13 protein-coding genes and 2 pseudogenes are annotated in these 15609 nt (G+C 73.3%); 8 read left to right on the top strand and 7 right to left on the bottom strand.

What is annotated here, in order from left to right; genetic code table 11:
• Positions 1-426 (bottom strand): annotated as a pseudogene (locus ABT245_RS42070) (C40 family peptidase); the annotation flags it as partial.
• Positions 427-731: 305 nt separating this feature from the next.
• Positions 732-1964, bottom strand: a complete 1233-nt coding sequence (locus ABT245_RS42065; RefSeq protein WP_351745280.1) for a PP2C family protein-serine/threonine phosphatase — start codon at positions 1962-1964, stop codon at positions 732-734.
• 338 nt (positions 1965-2302) lie between these two features.
• On the opposite strand from ABT245_RS42065, the gene ABT245_RS42060 reads away from it, so the two are divergent.
• Both ABT245_RS42060 and ABT245_RS42055 read left to right on the top strand, forming a co-directional pair.
• On the top strand, positions 2303-4306 hold the full coding sequence (locus ABT245_RS42060) for a DUF1996 domain-containing protein (RefSeq protein WP_351745285.1): 2004 nt from the start codon (positions 2303-2305) through the stop codon (positions 4304-4306).
• 117 nt (positions 4307-4423) lie between these two features.
• Positions 4424-4876 (top strand): flavodoxin family protein, encoded by a 453-nt coding sequence (locus tag ABT245_RS42055; protein ID WP_351745278.1) that lies wholly within the window; start codon positions 4424-4426, stop codon positions 4874-4876.
• A 38-nt stretch (positions 4877-4914) separates the two neighbouring features.
• On the opposite strand, the gene ABT245_RS42050 is transcribed toward ABT245_RS42055, so the two are convergent.
• On the bottom strand, positions 4915-5352 hold the full coding sequence (locus ABT245_RS42050) for a VOC family protein (RefSeq protein WP_351745276.1): 438 nt from the start codon (positions 5350-5352) through the stop codon (positions 4915-4917).
• A 177-nt stretch (positions 5353-5529) separates the two neighbouring features.
• On the opposite strand from ABT245_RS42050, the gene ABT245_RS42045 reads away from it, so the two are divergent.
• Positions 5530-6456 (top strand): hypothetical protein, encoded by a 927-nt coding sequence (locus tag ABT245_RS42045; protein WP_351745274.1) that lies wholly within the window; start codon positions 5530-5532, stop codon positions 6454-6456.
• Positions 6457-6563: 107 nt separating this feature from the next.
• Positions 6564-7202 carry a class F sortase gene (locus tag ABT245_RS42040; protein ID WP_351745271.1) on the top strand — a complete coding sequence of 213 codons (639 nt, stop codon included), beginning with the start codon at positions 6564-6566 and terminating at the stop codon, positions 7200-7202.
• 160 nt (positions 7203-7362) lie between these two features.
• On the opposite strand, the gene ABT245_RS42035 is transcribed toward ABT245_RS42040, so the two are convergent.
• A complete protein-coding gene (locus tag ABT245_RS42035) occupies positions 7363-8817 on the bottom strand; it encodes a glyceraldehyde-3-phosphate dehydrogenase (protein ID WP_351745268.1) in 1455 nt (484 codons plus the stop codon).
• A gap of 89 nt (positions 8818-8906) precedes the next feature.
• On the opposite strand from ABT245_RS42035, the gene ABT245_RS42030 reads away from it, so the two are divergent.
• A complete protein-coding gene (locus ABT245_RS42030; RefSeq protein ID WP_351745265.1) occupies positions 8907-9236 on the top strand; it encodes a LysR family transcriptional regulator in 330 nt (109 codons plus the stop codon).
• Positions 9237-9283: 47 nt separating this feature from the next.
• Here ABT245_RS42030 and ABT245_RS42025 read toward each other — a convergent pair.
• Positions 9284-9505: pseudogene (locus tag ABT245_RS42025) on the bottom strand (aldo/keto reductase); the annotation flags it as partial.
• A gap of 268 nt (positions 9506-9773) precedes the next feature.
• Here ABT245_RS42025 and ABT245_RS42020 point away from each other — a divergent pair.
• From ABT245_RS42020 to ABT245_RS42010, 3 genes are all read left to right on the top strand, one after another.
• Complete coding sequence (locus ABT245_RS42020) at positions 9774-12419, top strand: winged helix-turn-helix domain-containing protein (protein ID WP_351745263.1); 2646 nt, start codon at positions 9774-9776, stop codon at positions 12417-12419.
• A 259-nt stretch (positions 12420-12678) separates the two neighbouring features.
• Complete coding sequence (locus tag ABT245_RS42015; RefSeq protein WP_351745260.1) at positions 12679-12876, top strand: DUF8691 family protein; 198 nt, start codon at positions 12679-12681, stop codon at positions 12874-12876.
• Between the two features lie 340 nt (positions 12877-13216).
• Positions 13217-13786 (top strand): HdeD family acid-resistance protein, encoded by a 570-nt coding sequence (locus ABT245_RS42010; protein WP_351745257.1) that lies wholly within the window; start codon positions 13217-13219, stop codon positions 13784-13786.
• On the opposite strand, the gene ABT245_RS42005 is transcribed toward ABT245_RS42010, so the two are convergent.
• A complete protein-coding gene (locus ABT245_RS42005) occupies positions 13778-14785 on the bottom strand; it encodes a polyphosphate kinase 2 family protein (RefSeq protein WP_351745254.1) in 1008 nt (335 codons plus the stop codon). The genes ABT245_RS42010 and ABT245_RS42005 overlap by 9 nt on opposite strands.
• A 123-nt stretch (positions 14786-14908) precedes the next feature.
• Entirely contained in the window at positions 14909-15541 is a 633-nt protein-coding gene (locus ABT245_RS42000) for a GTP-binding protein (protein WP_351745251.1), read from the bottom strand.
• Positions 15542-15609: the final 68 nt, after the last annotated feature.

The following is a 15609-nucleotide window of genomic DNA, read 5'->3' as shown; positions in this document are numbered from 1 at the left end:
GCCGGGCAGTGCCGGTGCCGGGCCGGCCGGCAGCGCCGGAAGCGAGCCGCCGGACAGTTCCGCGACGGCGCGGCCGGTCGGTCCTGGGGGCAGTTCGGGCACGGCGCGGCCCGCGGCCTCCCGCCCGCCGTCCCGCGGGGCGGGGCCGGGGCGGTTTCCGGTCGGCCGCTCGGGCATCCGGTCGGCCGGGAGCACGGCCGGAACGGTCGGACCGAGCTTCGCGCGCGCCACGTCGAACCACTGCCGGGCGACCTCGTCGAGGGCGGGATCGCCGCGCCCGCCCGGCCGCTTGCGCAGCGGGACACCGCGCGCCCGTGTTCTGGCGGTCATCGCACGCGTCGCGTTGTAGTTCCCGGTGGCGTTCTCGGCCTGGTCGTAGAGGCTGTCGATCCGTTGCCGGACCTCGTCGCGGCTCTCCGGCGCCATGGGCGACGCGCTCCTTCCGTGCTCCGCCTGCCGAGTCGGCTGCCGGGTTCGCGCGTACGGTTCCGGAAGGCGTGCCCTACGCCTCCCCGCCCGCAGGGCGGTCGGGCCGGCCATCGTCGGTCGGGTACCCGGCTCCGGTCGGCGCGGCGGCCACCGGACTCGGCGGAGGCCGCGCGGCCCGACGGGGTTCGCCGGGTGGACCGGGCGGCCTGGGCGTCAACCTAGCCAACTTGTGTGCCCTGTGTGAAGGTTGGAGTGCGGAATGCCCGATACGCCGGTGTGGGATCCGCCCGGGAGCCCGGCCGTCACAGCCTGACGACGATGAGCGCGGTGTCGTCGGTGGCACCCTCGGGCGGCAGCAACTCCCGCAGTACGACGTCGGCGAGAGCCTCCGGTTCGGCGGTGCGGTGGCGGCCGAGGGAGTCGGCGAGACGGGCCAGACCGGCGTCGATGTCCTCGCGCCGCCGCTCGATCAGTCCGTCGGTGTACAGGACCAGCGACGCGCCGAGGCCGAACGTGGTCAGGGCCTGCCGGCGTGGCTGCGGATCGGGCCGGGCGTCCAGCGGCGGATCGGTCGCCCGGTCGAGGAACTCCACACGGCCGTCGGCGTGGACGAGCGCAGGCGGCGGATGGCCCGCGCTGCTGTAGGCGATGGTGTGCGCGTCGAAGTCGATGAACGTCGTCACCGCCGTGGCCGATTCGGCGCCGTCGACCACATGGGCGTAGCGCCCCAGGACGTCCAGGGCCTCGGCGGGGCCCACGGCGACGCGTGAGGCGGCGCTCAGGGCGCTGCGCAACTGCCCCATGACACCGGCCGCTTCCAGGCCGTGCCCGACCACGTCGCCGACCGATACGCCGATGCGGTCGCCGCCGACCAGGTCGACGAGGTCGTACCAGTCCCCGCACACGTTCAGCGCGCCGACGGCGGGCCGGTACCGCACGGCGGCCCGGTGAGCGCCGATCTGCCGCGGCGCGGGCAGCATCGCCCGCTGCAGCGCGAGCGCCACCTCGCGCTCGCGCGCATGCGCCTGACGCAACCGCTCATTGACGTCCTGGAGCGTGCAGGCGCGCCGGTACAGCTCGGACTCCGGCACCTCACCCGGGCCGGCTCCCGCCTCGGGCCGCACCCGGACGAGTTCGGTGGCCTCCTCGATCCGGTGCACCAACAGGGCGACCCTGCCGTCCCGGTCCAGCACCGGAACGTTGACCGGGCTCCAGTACCGTCTGTCCCGGTGGCCGGGCCGGTCGGGGTGCTGGAGGTCGTAGCGTTGCGGGGGCATCACGTCCCGCTCGCCGGTGGCCAGCACCCGCAGCAGGGACGCCTCCAGGCTGCGCATGCCGGTCGCGGCGGGTTCGTTCGGGTTGTCCGGGAAGACCTCGGACAGGTGCCGGCCCACCACGTCCTCCCGCTTGCGGCCGAACGCGCGCAGGAACTCCTCGCTGGCGTCCGTGTACACGAGGTCGGGCGTCAGCAGGGCGACCATGCCGGGCAGTGCCTGGAACACAGCCGCGTAGTCGATGTCATCCGCGTCCTTCATGCCCCTGCCGTCCAGTGGAATGCATCCGTTCGAGCGACTTTTCACACCAGTTTCTCATGAAATGTGGACCTTGGGTGGCGGGGAAAGCGTCGCGCTCCGGGATGAGTCGCGCACATGCTGTGACCGGTGACGAGGCTGACGGTGGTGCCGCTGCGTCGCGTTCTCTATGAGGTGTCCATGAATCCGTGGGGCGGTTGAACACATGGGGGCCGGCGTCCGTATGGGGTGGGGGATTTCCATGCCGAGACGACCTGAGACGCAGGGGTACTTCCGTGGGACGCAACACGCGCAGACGGCCGACGGGCGCACGGCGCGCGACCTTCGCAGCGGTCGCACTGATGCTGGGTGGAGGTGGGCTGATAGCGGCGAACGTCTACGCGTCGGCCACCGAAGGCGGGGCTCAGGAGCCGAGCGGGAACGGCACGCTGTCGGCCGCGGGCGCGGCCACGATCGACTGCCCCGACGTCGGGACGCGCCTGACCAGCGTGCCGGACGCCGCCAGGGGGGAGGTCGACCGCGAACTGGCCCTGCTGGACGAGCAGATCGCGGCAGCCTACCGGCAACTCCAGGAGGCGCCGCAGGACCGGCGCCAGGACCCCGGGTTCACCGGCGGCGCCCTCATGGACCCGCTCAAGGAGAAGCGGGCGGCGACCATCGGCCGGATCACCGACGCGATCGACCGGGCGGGACAGGGCCCGCGGGGGCTTGACGAACTGGCCGAGTGCACCCTGCGCCCGGCCGACGACCGGTCCGGCGACGGCACGGGCGGCGGCCGGGACGAGGGTGGCGCCGCACAGCAGGACGGCGCCGGTCAGCAGCAGAACGGCGCCGGTCAGGACCAGGACGGTGCCGGTCAGGACCAGGCCGGCGGTGCGCCGGGCCAGGGCAGTGGTCAAGGGGGCAACGGACCGGTCGCCTCGGACTACCAGGACATCACCACGGTCCGGCCCGGCCCCCAGAGCCCGCCACCGGCCGCCGGCGCCTCCCGGGGCAGCTTCACCAGCGACTGCGGTGTCAACGCGGACGGCCTGTTCAACTCCGACAACGTGATCGTGGCCCCGGGTGTCTCCAACGGCGCCCACCACTTCCACGACTACATCGGCAACCAGGCCAACAACGCCTTCGCCGGCGACGACGACCTGGCGGGCGCGGACACCAGCTGCGTGGACAAGGGCGACAAGTCCTCGTACTACTGGCCGGTGCTGCGCCTGCAGAACGGCACCCGGGAGCGGGACGCCGACGCGCCCGGCGGCGGCACTGAGGGCAACGCCGGGCAGATCGTCACCCCCAAGCAGGTCACCCTCACCTACGGGGGCAACCCGCGCGAGAAGGTCACGGCCATGCCGCGGCTGCTGCGGATCATCACCGGAGACGCGAAGGCGTTCGTCAACGGCCCCGCGAACGCCAACGCCTCCTGGAGCTGCACCGGGTTCGAGGACCGGCAGCTGAAGGACAAGTACCCGCTGTGCCCGGCCGGCAGCGACGTCGTGCGCACCTTCGCGTTCCAGAGCTGCTGGGACGGTCGCAACACCGACAGCGCCAACCACCGCACGCACGTGGCCTTCACCACCGCCGACGGCGGCTGCCCCGCGGGGTTCCGGGCGATCCCGCAGCTGGTGCAGCGCATCGTCTACGACATCGACGCGCCGAGCCTGGCCGACGGCGGGCGCACGGTCCCGCTGTTCGCCGTGGACTCCTTCCCCGAGCAGTTGCACAAGCCCGTCACGGACCACGGCGACTTCATCAACGTCTTCGACGAGGACCTGATGCGGGAGATGACGGACTGCATCAACACCGGCAGGACGTGCGGCGCCGGTGCCGCACCCGCGCCGAGCGAAGAGCCCGAGCCCGGCGAGCCGCCGGCGTCGAGCGCCGCCCCCACGGACGGCACCGGCACGAAGCCGGAACCCGGCGGCAGCGCCGACGAGCGGCCCACCGCACCCCCGGCCGACACGCCGGCCACCGCACCCCCGGCCGAAGCGCCGGCCACCGCACCCCCGGCTGACACGCCGGTCACCGAACCGGCCGACGCCGGAGCGCCCACCGTCTCCGGCACCACCGCACCCCGGGTCTATGCGACGGCCTCGCCCGGGCGTACCGACCCGGCCGCCGCACCGGGCGGCGCGGACGCCGGCGACGGCACCGGGACGACAGCGCCCGCACCGGCCGGGACCCCGGCCGCCCCGCAGGCAGGCGATCCCACCGCGGCCGGCCAGCCGGCGCCCCAGGCAGTCCAGGGCGGCCTCGCGGACACCGGCGCACAGCTGTGGCCGGGCGCGCTCGGCGCGGCGCTCGTGATCGCGGGCTTCGTGGTCCTGCGCCGGACGCGACAGCGCGCCTGACACACTCGTCCGGTTCCGGGCGTGCCTGCCCGGATCCGGCGCGCCCGGCCGGCGCACAGAGCGCCGCGCCGGGCGCCGTTTTGCGCGCGGGAGGCCCGCCACGGCAGGGTGCGGGGTGTGGCTACCTTGCTGATCGTGCATCACACCCCGTCGCCGCACTGCCAGGCGATGTTCGAGGCCGTCGTGGCGGGCGCCACGACACCCGAGATCGAGGGCGTACGGGTGCTGCGGCGGGCCGCGCTGTCCGCGACCGCGAGCGATGTCCTGGCCGCGGACGGCTATCTGCTCGGCACCCCGGCGAACCTCGGCTATCTGTCCGGCGCCCTCAAGCACTTCTTCGACCAGGTCTACTACCCCTGCCTGGACGAGACCCGCGGCCGGCCCTTCGGCTACTACGTGCACGGCGGGAACGACGTCACCGGGGCGGTGCGCGGGATCGAGTCGATCACCACCGGACTCGGCTGGCGCCGCGTGGCCGAGCCCGTGACCGTGACGGGCGAGCCCGCCAAGGGTGACATCGAGGCGTGCTGGGAGCTGGGCGCGACCGTCGCCGCGGGGCTCGCGGACTGAGCGGAACCGGTCGCGCCGCGCCGCGCGTCACCAGCGGGTCAGTAGACCGGTTGGCCGATGCTCAGCATGTTCCCCTCGCTGTCGCGGAACCAGGCCCCGCGGTCGCCCCGCGCGCCCGTGCCCCGGTAGTGCCCCCGGACCTCGGCGATCCCGTCCCGCGTCCGGCCGCCGCCGTACACCGCGGCCAGCTCGAACTCCTTGAACACCACTCCGCGTTGCCGCAGTTCCGATACGACCGTCTCGATGTCGTCGACCTGCCACGACATCTGGGTGAACGTTCCGGGCGAGGCGCCGGCCGACCGGAACAGCTGGAACTCCCCGGACGCGCACCGGTAGAGCAGGCCGCCGGGTCGTTCGTCGACCGGCTCCAGGCCGAGCTTGTCGGAGTAGAAGCGCCGCGCGCGCTCCAGGTCCTGCGCGGGGAGCCGGGTCGCTACGCGGCCCCGGGCCAGAGGGCTCGTGTCCTGTGGGGTCATACCGGCACTGTGCCCCGGATCGGGGCGCAGTGGGCCGGGTGGAGTGCGTCGGTAACCCGGCTGGGCGGCCCGGATGGTGCGAGCGGAGTGTGTGCTTGACGGTGGTTCATGTCGGAGCCCGGGTGATCTCAGCTGATGCGGTATCGGCTGCCCGCGCCACGGCGGAAGGATGTCCTGATGCATTCTGCTCGCATGATCCTGGCCACGGCGGTCGCCTCGGCCGCCATCGCGATCACCGCCTCCGCCGCCCATGCCTCGGGCGGCGAGGAAGGAGGCCACGGTGATTCTTCGTACAACAAGGAGAACGGCAACGACAACAGGCGCGACGAGCCGCGTGGCGGATTGCACACGGGCGGTGGCGCCCTCACCGCGCTGACGGGTCGCGGTGACGAGGAGCGAGGCGGTGAGCCGCGGGGCGGACTGCACACCGGCGGCGGCGCGCTCACCTCGGTGGACGCCCGGGGCGACGGCCAGAGCGACCGGCCGCGTGGTGGTGTGCACACCGGTGGTGGTGCGCTGACGGTGCTGCCGGCTCGTGGTGATGAGGACAGGGATGGGGAGAAGGGTGAGGACAGGGGGAGCAAGGGCGAGGGCCGGGGTGAGGAGCGGGGTGGTGAGCCGCGTGGTGGTGTGCACACCGGTGGCGGTGCGCTCAGCACGCTGCCGAAACGCGGTGACGACGACAGGCGCGACGAGCCGCGCGGTGGAGTGCACACCGGTGGCGGCGCCCTCGCGGCGGTGAAGGCTCATGGCGACCGGGGCGGTGAGCCGCGGGGCGGCGTGCACACGGGCGGCGGCGCGCTCACCACGGCCGTGAACGACAGCTGGAACGCGGACAGCGGCGACGCCAGCAGGTTCGACCCCGAGACGTACAAGGACAACTTCGGCAAGGGCAACGACAAGGAGAAGGGCACGGACGGCGAACGCAACAAGGACTCGTGGAGCGGGGGCGACCGGGAGGGCCGGCCCAACGGCGGCATGCACACCGGTGGCGGCGCACTGGCCACCTCGGGCGTCACCGCCGGCGGCCTGGCCGTCGTTGCCTTCCTCGGCACCGGCGTCTACGCGCTGCGCCGCAAGCACGCCAACGGGTCGGTGTTCTGACCCGCAATGGCGACCCACGGGCCGCGGCCGCCGAGCGCTCGTGCCGGCGGCCGACAGCCCGCATGTTGTGACCGCTGCGCTGCCGTGCCCTAGTGAGGTGGTGTCCGATGGCAGCTCCCGACTCGTCCCCGACCCCCGCCGAGCAGGGATCGCAATCCTCCGGGCGCCTGGTGGTGTGGGGTGTCGCGATCGTCCTTCTGGCCGCCGGCCTGATCGGTGGGAAGACACACCACAACGTCGACCCGGTACACGCCGGGGGCGCCATGTCCCTCTCCCGGCCGACCGGAAAACATCTGCCCCGTGCCCGCCCGACGCGGCTGCTCATCCCGAAGATCGATGTCGACGCCCCGTTCACCGATCTCTCCCTGAACGCGTCGGGGCAGTTGCAGCCGCCGCCCGCCGACGACGTGAACCTCGTCGGCTGGTACGCCAAGGGCGCCGCCCCTGGAGAGACCGGCACCGCGATCATCGCCGGACACGTGGACACCAAGACGTCCGCCGCCGTCTTCGCCGGACTGGAGGAACTGGCCACCGGCGACCGGTTCACGGTGCGGCGCGCCGACGGGAAGGACGCCGTCTTCGTCGTCGACAGCGCCGAGACGTTCGAGAAGGACGCCTTCCCGAGCCGCCGCGTCTACGCCGACACGCCCCGCGCCGAGGCACGCCTGATCACCTGCGCCGGGGACTACGACCACGCCGCCGGGGACTACACGGAGAACCTGGTGGTCTTCGCCCACCTGGTCTGACGCCCGGGACCCGGCCCCGCGGCCCGGCACACGTCCGGGCCGCGGTTGTCGTGGGGCGCAGTACGCCGACGGGCCGAAAGGTGTGATGCCGTCGACCGGTGGTGGTCGACGGCATCGCGCGGTGTGCGTACGGTCCAGGGCGGCTCGCCTCGCCGCCGGGTCAGACCGCCGGGGCCGGGTAGGTGGGGTACTCCACACCGGAGACGTGCTGGACGACCCGGACGACCTGGCAGGAGTAGCCGAACTCGTTGTCGTACCAGAGGTAGAGGATCGCGTTGTCGCCCTCCACCTTGGTGGCGCCGGCATCCACGATGGAGGCGTGGCGCGAGCCGATGAAGTCGCTGGACACCGCGTCGGGCGCGTTGATGAAGTCGATCTGGCGCTTGAGCGGCGAGGTCAGGGACACGTTCCGGAGGTGGTCGAGCACCTGCTCGCGGGTGGTTTGCCGGGCGAGTTGCAGGTTGAGGATCGCGATCGAGACATCCGGTACCGGCACCCGGATCGAACTGCCCGTGATACCGGCCTTGAGGTCGGGCAGCGCCTTGGCGACCGCGGAGGCCGCACCGGTCTCGGTGATGACCATGTTGAGCGGCGCCGAGCGGCCACGGCGCTCGGACTTGTGGTAATTGTCCAGCAGATTCTGGTCGTTGGTGAAGGAGTGGACGGTCTCCACGTGTCCCCGCAGCACCCCGTACTCGTCGTCCATGGCCTTCAGCGGCGGAACGATCGCGTTGGTGGTGCAGGACGCGCACGACAGGATCTGCTCGTCCGGCTTGATCGTGTCGTGGTTGACGCCATGCACGATGTTAGGGACGTCGCCCTTGCCGGGCGCGGTGAGGACGACCTTGTCGATGCCGGGGCGCAGATGCTGTGACAGGCCCGCGCGGTCGCGCCACCTGCCGGTGTTGTCGATGAGGATGGCGTCCTTGATGCCGTACGCCGTGTAGTCCACGGACGTGGGGTCGTCGGCGTGGATCACCTTGATCTCGTTGCCGTTGGCGATGATCGTGCCGTTCGCCTCGTCGACCGTGATCGTGCCCTGGAACTGGCCGTGGATGGAGTCGCGGCGCAGCAGCGAGGCCCGCTTGACGATGTCCTCGGCCGCCCGGCCTGCGTCCCCGCGTACGACGATGGCGCGCAGCCGCAGACCGCTGCCGGACCCCGCCTTCTCGATGAGCAGGCGGGCGACGAGCCGGCCGATGCGGCCGAAGCCGTAGAGGACGACATCGCGGCCCTCGCGGCGCTCCAGCTTGTTCGCGCCCGTGGCACCGGCGACGGCCTCGGCGGTGAAGTCCGCGACGGACAGGCCCCGCCCGTCGCCACGGTACGTCGCGGCGAGCATGCCGAGGTCGATCTGGGAGGGGCCGAGGTCCAGCGCGGTCAGCGCCCGCAGGAACGGCATGGTCTCGGTGACGGACAGCTCCTCGCCGGCGATCTGCCGGGCGAACCGATGGGTCTTGAGGATGCTGACCACCGACTTGTTCACCAGGGAGCGGCTGTGGAGCAGGACGGTGACGTCGCGCTCCCGGTGCAGCTTCCCGATGAGCGGGATCATCGACTCCGCGATCTCCTCGCGGTTCTTCCAGTTGGTGAACGAGTCCTCGGTGACAGTCACAGATCTATCTTTCGAGCTAGGCGGCGCTCATATGGTAACCACGTCTCGATCTGATCTTTCCCGGGGGTCGTGAAGAGGGGGGGGGCGGGGTGCTGCGCGCGATCGCCGATGCCGGGAGCCTGGGCCGGGCCGCGTCCGTCCTCGGCTGTTCGCAGCCGGCGGTGAGCACGCAACTCCGGCGCAGACTCCAGCGGTCGAGCGGCACTTGGGCGAGCCGCTGTTCGAACGCGGCAGCACTGGGCTGCGGTCGCCTGTCCTACGGGGCCGAGGCCGTCGCCCGGGCGTGTGACATCGTCGCCCGCGGCAACGCGGTCGGCCGCCGCGCCCCCGCCCGCGCCGCACCCCGCGGCTCGCGGCCACCGACCCGCCCATGCCGCCCGGGACGGTGTCCGGGCTGCGCGCGGTGTCACCGGCGGTGAAGTGCCGTGAACGCGCGGCGAGTTCGCGGTACGCCGCGGTGGCACGCGTACTCGTCACGATGTCCCTTGATCGCGCGGCCGACGAGCGACTCGTTGGTGAGCGGCCCGTACATCTGCGCGGTGTCCAGGAAGTCGATGCCCAGGTCGAGTGCGTGCTGGCTGGTCCGCAGACCCTCGTCCTGGTCGGTGGAGCCGTAGAACGCGGACATCCCCATGCAGCCGAGGCCGATGGCGGACACCCGGAGATCCCGCAGACTGCGCTGTTCCATCTGAGTTCCGGCCTTTCCGTCGGGTGTGATCTTCGCTGTCCGTGACGCTAGGAGCTGGAGTTCGCTCGATGTCAAGGCCGCGTGACCCGTACGCGGCTCCATCGTGCCGTTCGTTCCGGGGCGGCGCACTCCGGCCGCGACGGCGGGACCGGGACGTCATGTATCGAACGTACGTACGGATCGGTCGGCGTGCACATGCCCGGCCCGGCTGACACACTGACCGGAAGGACCGTCGGCCACGACCTGACGGACGGTGGTGGTGAGCGCCATGGCCAGTGGGCACCCGGACCGCACCGCACCGGATCCGCGCCTCGACCCCCGCGGCGAGCCCTTCCTCGGCACCCGCTTCGCCGCCCCCCGACGGCCCCCCACCTTCCTGCGCCGCGCGCGCCTCCTCGACCGCCTCGACCAGGGCCTGGGCACACCGCTGACGCTCGTCGACGGGCCGGCCGGCGCGGGCAAGACGCTCCTGGTCGCCGACTGGGCCGCGCACCGGGACCGGCCGGTGGCCTGGCTCACCGCCGACCCGGCGGACCGGGCCCCCGGACTGTTCTGGGCGTATCTGCTCCAGTCCCTGCGGGCCGCCGGCCTTGGGCCGTCGCCCGGCATCGGCTCCCCGGCACACCCCGCAAGCGTCGACCGGGCACTGCTGGCCCGGCTCGCGGCCGACCTGAGCGGCCGCGCCGAGCCCGCGATCGTCGTCATCGACGCGTTCGAGCGGGTGCCCAGCGCGGACATCGCCGAACAACTGGAGTTCGTGCTGCACCACGCGGCGGCCGGACTGCGGCTGGTCCTCGTCACCCGCAGCGAACCACTGCTCCCGCTGCACCGGCACCGGACGGCCGGCACCATCACCGAGATCCGCGGCGCGGCACTGGCGTTCACCCCCAAGGAGGCGGCCACCCTGCTGGCGTCCCACGGCCTGCGGCTCACCGAGGACGCCGCGCACGCCCTGGTCCGCCGCACCCGCGGCTGGGCCGCCGGACTGCGCCTGTGCGCCCTGGCCGCGCGGCAGAGCACCGACCCGGAGCGCTGCCTCAAGGAGTTCGAGGCCGGACACAGCGTCGTCGCCGACTATCTGCTCGCCGAAGTGCTCAGCCGGCAGCCCGCAGGGACGCAGGACCTGCTGCTGCGCGTGAGCGTCGTGGAACGGTTCCGGCCGGGGCTCGCCGACGCGCTGACCGGACGGTACGACGCCGAGCGGATCCTGGTCCGGCTGCGCCGGGAGAACGCCTTCATCGAGCCCCTCGGACAGACCTGGTACCGGCTGCACCCGCTGTTCGCGGAGATCCTGCGGACCCATCTGCGGGTGCGGCACCCGGGCCTGGAGCCCGAACTGCACCGCAGGGCCGCACGCTGGCTGAGCCGGTCCGGATCGCTCACGGAGACGCTCGCCCACGGCTGCGCCGCCGGTGACTGGGAGTTCGCCGCCCGCGCACTCGTCGACGACCTCGCGATCGGCCGGCTGTTCACCGGCCGCTGCCCCGACGACCTGGGCTCGCCGTTCGCCCGCATGACCGCGGGAACCGACAGCCCCGCCCGGGAACTCGTCCTGGCGGCCCGTGAGTTGGCCGGCCGGGACCTGGGCCGTGGGCTGGCCAGGCTGCGCCACGCCGCGGAACTCCTCGACGGCGACAGCACCGGCCATGTGGCCGACCGGCTCGGCTGCGCCCTCCTGGAGGCGTTCGCCGCACGCCTGACGGGCTCGCCCGGCCGGGCCGAACGGGCCGCCGCACTCGCCCGGGACCTGAGCCGGTCCGTGCCGGCCGACCGCCTGGACCGGCATCCCGAACTGCTCGCCCTGCTGCTGGCGCACGTCGGCTCGGCGCGGCTGTGGGCCGGGCACGTCGAGGAGGCGCGCGCCGCGCTCGCCGAGGCCGTCACCCGTCCGGGCGGCGCCGCCACCGCACTGCCCCGCCAGGACGCCCTCGGCCATCTCGCGCTGATCGACTGGCTGGCCGGCCGGACGGCCGGCGCGGAGCAGCGGGCGCTCGCCGCGCTGCGGGAGGCCGACCGGTACGGGCTGCCCGGGCCCGCCCGCTCCGCCGTCGGCAGGCTCGTCCTGGCCGCCGTGGCCGTCGAACGCGATGAACTGGACGCCGCCCAGGCCCTGCTCGACGAGGTCGCCGCGGACGCCGACGGCGCCGCGGACCCCGTCGTGACGGCGGTCCGGGCCCTCGCCGCGGCCCGGCTGCTGCTGGCCCGGGGCGATCCGGAGGCCGCCGTCGCCGCCTGCGCGAACCACGTCACGGCCGTGCTCCCCTCCCCCTGGGCCGAGGACCACGCCGCGCTGATCGCCTCCGCCGCCCGGCTGGCCGACGGCGATCCGCACGCGGCGGCGACGGCACTGGAACCCGTCGCCCGTCGCCTGCCCGACTGCGCCGTGGCGGCCGCACGGGCCCGGCTCGCGACGGGCGACAGCCGTGCGGCCCTCGGCCTGCTCGACGCGTTGCCGGCCGCGGGCCCGGTCGGCCCCGCGCTGACCGTGCGGGCCACCCTGGTACGGGCCGAGGCCGCCGACCGGGCCGGGGACCTCCCCGCCGCCCGCCGGCTGGTCGCCCGGGCGCTGCGCGAGGCGTACCGCGAGCGGCTGCGCCGGCCGTTCCGCGAAACCGGTCCGTGGCTGCGGCCCCTGCTCGCCACCGCCCCGGCCCACGACTGGCTCGCCGCGGGCGGCGGGGGCGCCCACGACGAGCCCGGCCGGCGGCCCGCCCCGGTCGTCGAGGAGCTGAGCCCGCGCGAACGCGATGTGCTGCGCAGGCTCGCGCAGCTCATGTCCACCGAGGAGATCGCGGCGGACCTGTACGTGTCCGTCAACACGGTCAAGACCCACCTCAAGAGCGTCTACCGCAAGCTCTCGGTCAACCGGCGGGCGGACGCGGTGCGCCGGGCCCGCGCACTGCGGCTGCTGTGAGGCGCGGTGGCCGTACGGCACGCCGGTCGCCCGCACACCCCGACGCGGCGCCGTAGGAGGCGGCCGACACCCTCCTGGCCCGCCGCCACCGCACCCCCGCGGCCGGCCGCGTGACGGCGACCCTGCGCGCGGCTTCCGCGCCACCGCGCCCCGGCGGTATCACCTGTGCCGGGTGAGGCCGGGGCTCCCCACGGGGCGGACGATCGTGGGGGAGGGCACAGTTCGCCTGCGTACACGCCACCCGCGGGGAGAACAGCTCATGCGGTACGAGATCCGCGTCGACGGGCATCTGTCCAAGACGCTCGCCGAGGCATTTCCCGAACTCGACCACGTGCTCGTGTCCGACCAGACCCTGCTGTACGGGCCGGTGGTGGACGAGGCGCACCTGTACGGGCTGCTGGCCCGGTGCCAGTCGCTGGGCCTGTGCGTCCTGGAGATGCGCCGGCTGCCGGAATGAAGCGCCGTGCCGTCGGGGCCCCGCCCCGAACCGCACGATCAGGTGAGGAGGAGCCATGACCGAACAGCCTCGACCGGGACCACGAGCCGCACCCGGCCCGCACGCCTCCCCACCCGGCCCGCACCCCGGCGCCCCGGGGCCACACCCCTCCGCGCCTGGGCCGCACGCTTCCCCATCGGAGCCGCACGCTTCCGCATCGGAGCCGCACTCCTCCGCCCCGGGGCAGCACCCCGGCGTATCGGAGCCGCACTCCGGCGCCCCGGAGCCACATCCCTCCGCCCCGGAGCCGCGCCCCGGCGCATCGGAGCCGCATCCCTCCGCTCCGGAGCCGCGTTCCGGCGTGGCGGGACAGGACCGGGATGTCGCGGAGGTGCTGGCCGCCCTCGGCGCATCCTGGCTGTGGACCCTGGGCTCGGCCCTGGTCACCCTGCTGGCCGGTGTCCTGATCCTGGTCTGGCCGAACGAGACCCTGCGGGTGCTGGCCGTCATCGTCGGCCTCTACCTGCTGCTGGGCGGGGCGTTCCGGCTGGTCACCGCCTTCGCCGGGCAGGGGCACGGCGAACGGATCACCGGGGTGCTGGTCGCCCTGCTGTTCGTCCTGGCCGGCGTGCTGTGCCTGCGCCACCCGTTGCAGACGATCGCCGCGCTGTCGCTGATCGTCGGGGCGACCTGGCTGGTATCCGGCATGCTCACGCTGTACACGGCCGTCTCCTTCACGGCACTGCCGCACCGCGGAGTCCTCCTCGCCGCGGGCGTGCTGGGTGTCGCCGCGGGCATCGTGGTGCTCGCGCTGCCCGCCGCCTCCGCGGTGGTCCTGACCCGGCTGCTCGGTCTGTGGCTGGTCCTGCTCGGGCTGATGGAGCTGACGACGGCCTTCGCCCTGCGGTCCGCCCTGCGGCGGCTACGCTGACCCGCCGCCCGCCCTGCCGGACTTCCTGCCCTTGCGCGTCTTCTTGCCGTTCCCGGACCTGCCGGCCTTCCCCGCGTACGGGTCGGGCTCCGCCCCTTCGGGTGCCTGCCGCTCCAACTCCAGCCGCACCTCGGCAAGTTCACGCTTGGTCGCGGCGCCGACCTCCGGGTACTGCGGGTCGATGTCCCACAGGGTGCGCACCAGTACGGCCGCCGCGCAGGCGCGCGCGAACCACTTGTGGTCGGCCGGGATCACATACCAGGGAGCCCATGGTGTGCTGGTCGCTGACAACATCTGGGAGAACGCCTCCTGGTAGGCGTCCCAGTGGGCGCGTTCACGGACGTCCGCCGGCGAGAACTTCCAGTTGCGCTCGGGTACGTCGATGCGCTTGAGGAAACGGATCCGCTGCTCTTCCCTGGACAGGTTGAGGAACAGCTTCACGATCCTGAAGCCGTTGTCCGTCAGATGGCGCTCCCAGTCGTTGATCTCCCGGTAGCGCCGCTCCCAGACCTCCGGACCCCGGGCCTCGGCGGGCAGCTTCTGCCGGGTCAGGTTCTCCGGATGCACCCGCACCACCAGGACCTCTTCGTAGTGGGACCGGTTGAAGATGCCGATCTCTCCGCGCGCGGGCAGCCGGCGGACGTAGCGCCACAGATAGTCGTGGTCCAGTTCCTCCGCCGAGGGCACCTTGAACCCGGCCACGTGGACGCCCTGCGGATTGAGTCCGCTCATCACATGCCGGATCGTGCCGTCCTTGCCTCCCGCGTCCAGCCCCTGGAGGCAGACCAGCACGCCGAAGGTGTCCTGGGCGGCCAGCCTTCTCTGGTAGTCGGCGAGCAGCTCGACTCCGGCGCGCAGCAACTCGACGCCGTCCTGCTTCTTGCGCAGCCCCGCCCGGTAGCCGGGGTCGAAGTCGTCCTTCAGACGTACCGTCGAGCCGGGTTCGACCCGCAGCGGCTCGATGAAGTCCGTGAGCCGTCGGACCCTGTCATCCGCCATGGACCGTTCGCCCCTTCCGCGCCGCCCACCGCCCGCGGCCCCGGGTACCCACAGCATGTCCGGACAGACCTGGCCCTCACCCTCCCCGGGCGACTCCCGCGGCCCCGGCTCCTTCGGTGTACGTCAGCCGGACCGGTCGCCGGCGAGGTCCTCGCTGCCGGTGCCCGCGGCGGCGATCAGCCGGTCGATCAGGGCGATCAGCACGTCCCGGCACGACGCGCGGTCCCGTGCGTCGCACAGCAGCACCGGGGTGTCCGCCGGCAGCGCGAGCGCGTCCCGTACGTCATCGGCCGGGTACGGATGCCGGCCGTGGAACCCGTTGACGCCGACCACGAACGGGATGCCCCGCCGTTCGAAGAAGTCGATGGCGGCGAAGCTGGACCTCGGCCGGCGCACATCGACCAGGACCACCGCCCCCAGGGCGCCGATCGCCAGGTCGTTCCACATGAACCAGAACCGCTGCTGCCCAGGGGTGCCGAACAGGTACAGCACGAGGTCCTGCCCGATGCTGATCCGGCCGAAGTCCAGGGCGACGGTGGTGGCCCGTTTCTCCTCGATGCCGTCGAGGTCGTCGACGCCGAGGCCGGCGGCCGTCAGCGGTTCCTCCGTGCGCAGCGGAACGATCTCACTGACGGATCCGACCATGGTGGTCTTGCCGACGCCGAACCCGCCGGCGATCAGGATCTTGACGGTGTCGGGGGCGGCGACCGCCCCGGCGGCAGAGCCGGGGAGCGGGCGGCCGATCTTGCTGGCCATGAGGCGGGGATGCCCTTTCGTCGAAGCGGGAGAGCCGGCCGGCCCGACGGCTGTGGATCGGACCGGAC

Source organism: Streptomyces sp. NPDC001508, from assembly GCF_040298665.1.
Taxonomy (GTDB): Bacteria; Actinomycetota; Actinomycetes; order Streptomycetales; family Streptomycetaceae; genus Streptomyces.
This window is presented reverse-complemented; position numbering and strand designations above follow the sequence as displayed.

Coding starts and splice junctions, on each gene's coding strand:
- ABT245_RS42020 (WP_351745263.1), top strand. CDS start 9,774: ATGGCCAGTGGGCACCCGGACCGCACCGCACCGGATCCGCGCCTCGAC.
- ABT245_RS42000 (WP_351745251.1), bottom strand. CDS start 15,541: ATGGCCAGCAAGATCGGCCGCCCGCTCCCCGGCTCTGCCGCCGGGGCG.
- ABT245_RS42015 (WP_351745260.1), top strand. CDS start 12,679: ATGCGGTACGAGATCCGCGTCGACGGGCATCTGTCCAAGACGCTCGCC.
- ABT245_RS42060 (WP_351745285.1), top strand. CDS start 2,303: ATGCTGGGTGGAGGTGGGCTGATAGCGGCGAACGTCTACGCGTCGGCC.
- ABT245_RS42050 (WP_351745276.1), bottom strand. CDS start 5,352: ATGACCCCACAGGACACGAGCCCTCTGGCCCGGGGCCGCGTAGCGACC.
- ABT245_RS42045 (WP_351745274.1), top strand. CDS start 5,530: ATGCATTCTGCTCGCATGATCCTGGCCACGGCGGTCGCCTCGGCCGCC.
- ABT245_RS42040 (WP_351745271.1), top strand. CDS start 6,564: ATGGCAGCTCCCGACTCGTCCCCGACCCCCGCCGAGCAGGGATCGCAA.
- ABT245_RS42005 (WP_351745254.1), bottom strand. CDS start 14,785: ATGGCGGATGACAGGGTCCGACGGCTCACGGACTTCATCGAGCCGCTG.
- ABT245_RS42065 (WP_351745280.1), bottom strand. CDS start 1,964: ATGAAGGACGCGGATGACATCGACTACGCGGCTGTGTTCCAGGCACTG.